Origin of the sequence: Sinorhizobium terangae (assembly GCF_009601505.1) — a bacterium.
GTDB classification, from domain to species: Bacteria; Pseudomonadota; Alphaproteobacteria; order Rhizobiales; family Rhizobiaceae; genus Sinorhizobium; species Sinorhizobium terangae.
In genome coordinates, this window is sequence record NZ_WITC01000013.1 from 1 (window position 1) to 2767 (window position 2767).

At 57.4% G+C, this 2767-nt stretch carries 2 protein-coding genes; both read left to right on the forward strand.

The genetic code is table 11. The features are described 5' to 3' along the window. Nucleotides 1-303: 303 nt before the first annotated feature. Nucleotides 304-1335, forward strand: coding sequence for an IS110 family RNA-guided transposase (locus tag GHK62_RS01300; RefSeq protein WP_153436562.1), 1032 nt, complete (start codon nucleotides 304-306; stop codon nucleotides 1333-1335). 452 nt (nucleotides 1336-1787) lie between these two features. Continuing rightward, the coding region (locus GHK62_RS01305; RefSeq protein ID WP_153436563.1) for an IS110 family RNA-guided transposase at nucleotides 1788-2767 on the forward strand (980 nt) is incomplete at its 3' end.

Sequence of the window (2767 nt, forward strand, 5' to 3'; positions counted from 1 at the left end):
GCGCATTGCTGCTCGAGCAAAACGATGAATGGGCGGTGCAGCGTGCCAGATACATGACACTTGAGACAATGGCATCAATGAGCGATGATGCGCAAATCAGCCTGCCTGCAGTCGCACGCTGATATCCCTCCGGCGCGCGCCGGAAAGCACGGCCGCTGCCGGAAGCTACACATGGGGTAATCGCGGTGCGACTGCCCCGGCAACTTTTTGCAAGATGATGCTGTCTGGGTTGGTTGCCCCCGATAGGATGGAAAATACGGGCTCACGATTGGAACCGGGCCCAAACATCGAATGGAGGCAACCATGGACCAATATATAGGGCTCGACGTTTCATTGAAAGATACTGCGATCTCGATCCGGGAGGACGGGAAGCGGATCTGGCGGGGGAAGCGCGCTTCGGATCCAAAGCTGTTGGCGCAGGTGATCCGCAAGCATGCCCCGAACGCAAAACGCGTCATATTCGAGACGGGGCCGCTGTCGACGTGGTTCTATCACGCACTGACGGCGGAGGGGATCCCGGCTATCTGCATCGAAGCGCGGCACGCGCAAAAGATATTGAACGAGACGCTCAACAAGACAGATGCCAATGATGCGGATGGCTTGGCCCAGCTGGCCGAAGCCGGCTTCTACAAGGCGGTCCGGGTAAAGTCATTTGACAGTATGTTGACGCGCACGCTGGTCGGCGCCCGCAATCAGCTGCTGAGCATCTCAACCCAACTTAGCAACCAGATCCGCGGCCTGATGAAGACGTTCGGCCTTATCATCCCTAAAGGAACGGGTCGGGTGTTTGATGGCAATGTGAGAGAGCTTTTGGCTGGGAATGACGACCTTGCACGGATCATATTGCCCCTGCTTGAGGCGTGGCGCGACATTCGCAAGCGCGCGGCCGATCTTGATCGGCAGTTGCTCGCAGTGGCACGGCGGAGCCAGGCTTCGAAGCTTCTGACGACGATCCCAGGCATTGGCGCCGTTACGGCGGTGTCCTACATCGCAGCGATTGAAGATCCAGACAACTTCCGAACGTCGCGCTCGGTTGGTGCCTGGCTCGGGCTAACAACGCGGCGCTACCAGTCAGGTGAGGTCGACTATAACGGCCATATCTCGCGTAGAGGTGACAACCATCTGCGGGGGCTGTTGTATGAAGCGGCGACAGTGCTTCTCACGAGCGCCAGTGCCAGGACCGAGAGTAGCCTCAAGAGCCGGGGGCTTCAGCTGCGTGAGCGGTTGGGCTTCAAGCGCGCTGCGGTGGCAGTCGCCCGGAAGCTCGCGGTCATCATGCCCAGCATGCTCAGGACAGGAGAAGTCTTCAACGCATCGGCTGGCGCCATCGCATAAGCAACCGCCAGCTTCCGCCCTCAGCGCGTCAAACCTGATTTGAGGCACTGAGCGTCCCTGCTGCGGACGTCGGTTGGATCATTCCGCTACGAGTGGCTGCAGCTCGTTGAGACTGCGCGCTACACATAGGAAGGTCCTGCCTGCGAAGCCCATTGTGCGGCGACATTCGTCGACCGCGAAGACAACCCTGCTCCCCAGCACCGGATATAGCTCCGAAGGACATGGCCGCTGAGCGCCGACCCACCGATCAATTTACTCTGCGTTGCCTACCCGCAACCCGGCAAGGTCGCCGAATGCCTAAATCACCTTGACGACTGGAATGCGATTAGATGGGATATTCGGCTTTGCGCCTCATCGTTGACCATGGTGGATTGCGGTGCTGCGCTTCTGGCTGATGGTAAAACGAGGTCATGTCTTTCAACAGCCTCAAACATCAAAGGGAGAAGCGCAACATGAAACACTATTGTGCACTGGATGTGTCGGTGAAAGAGACCGCGGTTTGCATTGTTGATGAAACAGGCAAGATTTGCCGGGAGACGAAGGTTGCCACTCACCCTGATGATTTGATCTTGGTGATGAAGGACCCGAAGTGGCAGATTGAGCGGATCGGTCTTGAAGCCGGACCACTGTCGCAATGGCTTTATGAAGGACTTGCGAAGGCAGGATTGCCCGTGATCTGCATCGAGACCAGGCATGCCAAGGCATTTTTGAAAGCTCAACCGAACAAGACGGACCGCAACGACGCGCGTGGCATAGCCCAGATGATGCGCGTCAATCTCTATCGGCCTGTGCATGTGAAGACACTGACGAGCCAGAAGCACCGGGCATTGCTGACCGCGCGCAAACTCTTGCAGGAAAAAGCCATCGCCATCGAGAATGACATTCGCGGATTGTTGCGAAACTTCGGCCTGAAAGTCGGATTGGTCGGCAAGGTCAAATTCGAGGAGCGGATCAAAGAGCTCGTCGAAGACAGACCTGAGCTTCGCGAAATCATGCAGCCTTTGTTGACTGCACGCAAACTGCTGCGTGAAGAGTTCACCAGGCTGCACAAGAAGGTTTTGGATTTGGTCCGTGAAGATGAAGTCTGCCGCCGGTTGACGACGATCCCCGGCGTCGGCCCCGTTGTCGCACTCACCTATACGGCAACCATCGATATTCCTGCGCGGTTTGCACATTCAAAAGCGGTCGGTTCTGTGCTCGGCCTGACGCCGAGACTGAACGAGTCTGGTGAAAGCAAACGGGTCGGGCGAGTATCCTGTTGTGGTGACGCGATGATGCGATCCCTGCTTTACGAAGCAGCGCAAGTCCTGCTGGCAAATGTTAAGAAATGGTCGTGGCTAAGAGCCTGGGCGATGAATATCGCCAAACGCCGCGGCAGGCAAAAGGCGGTTGTCGCCTTGGCCCGACGGCTTGCGGTGATCATGCATCGCAT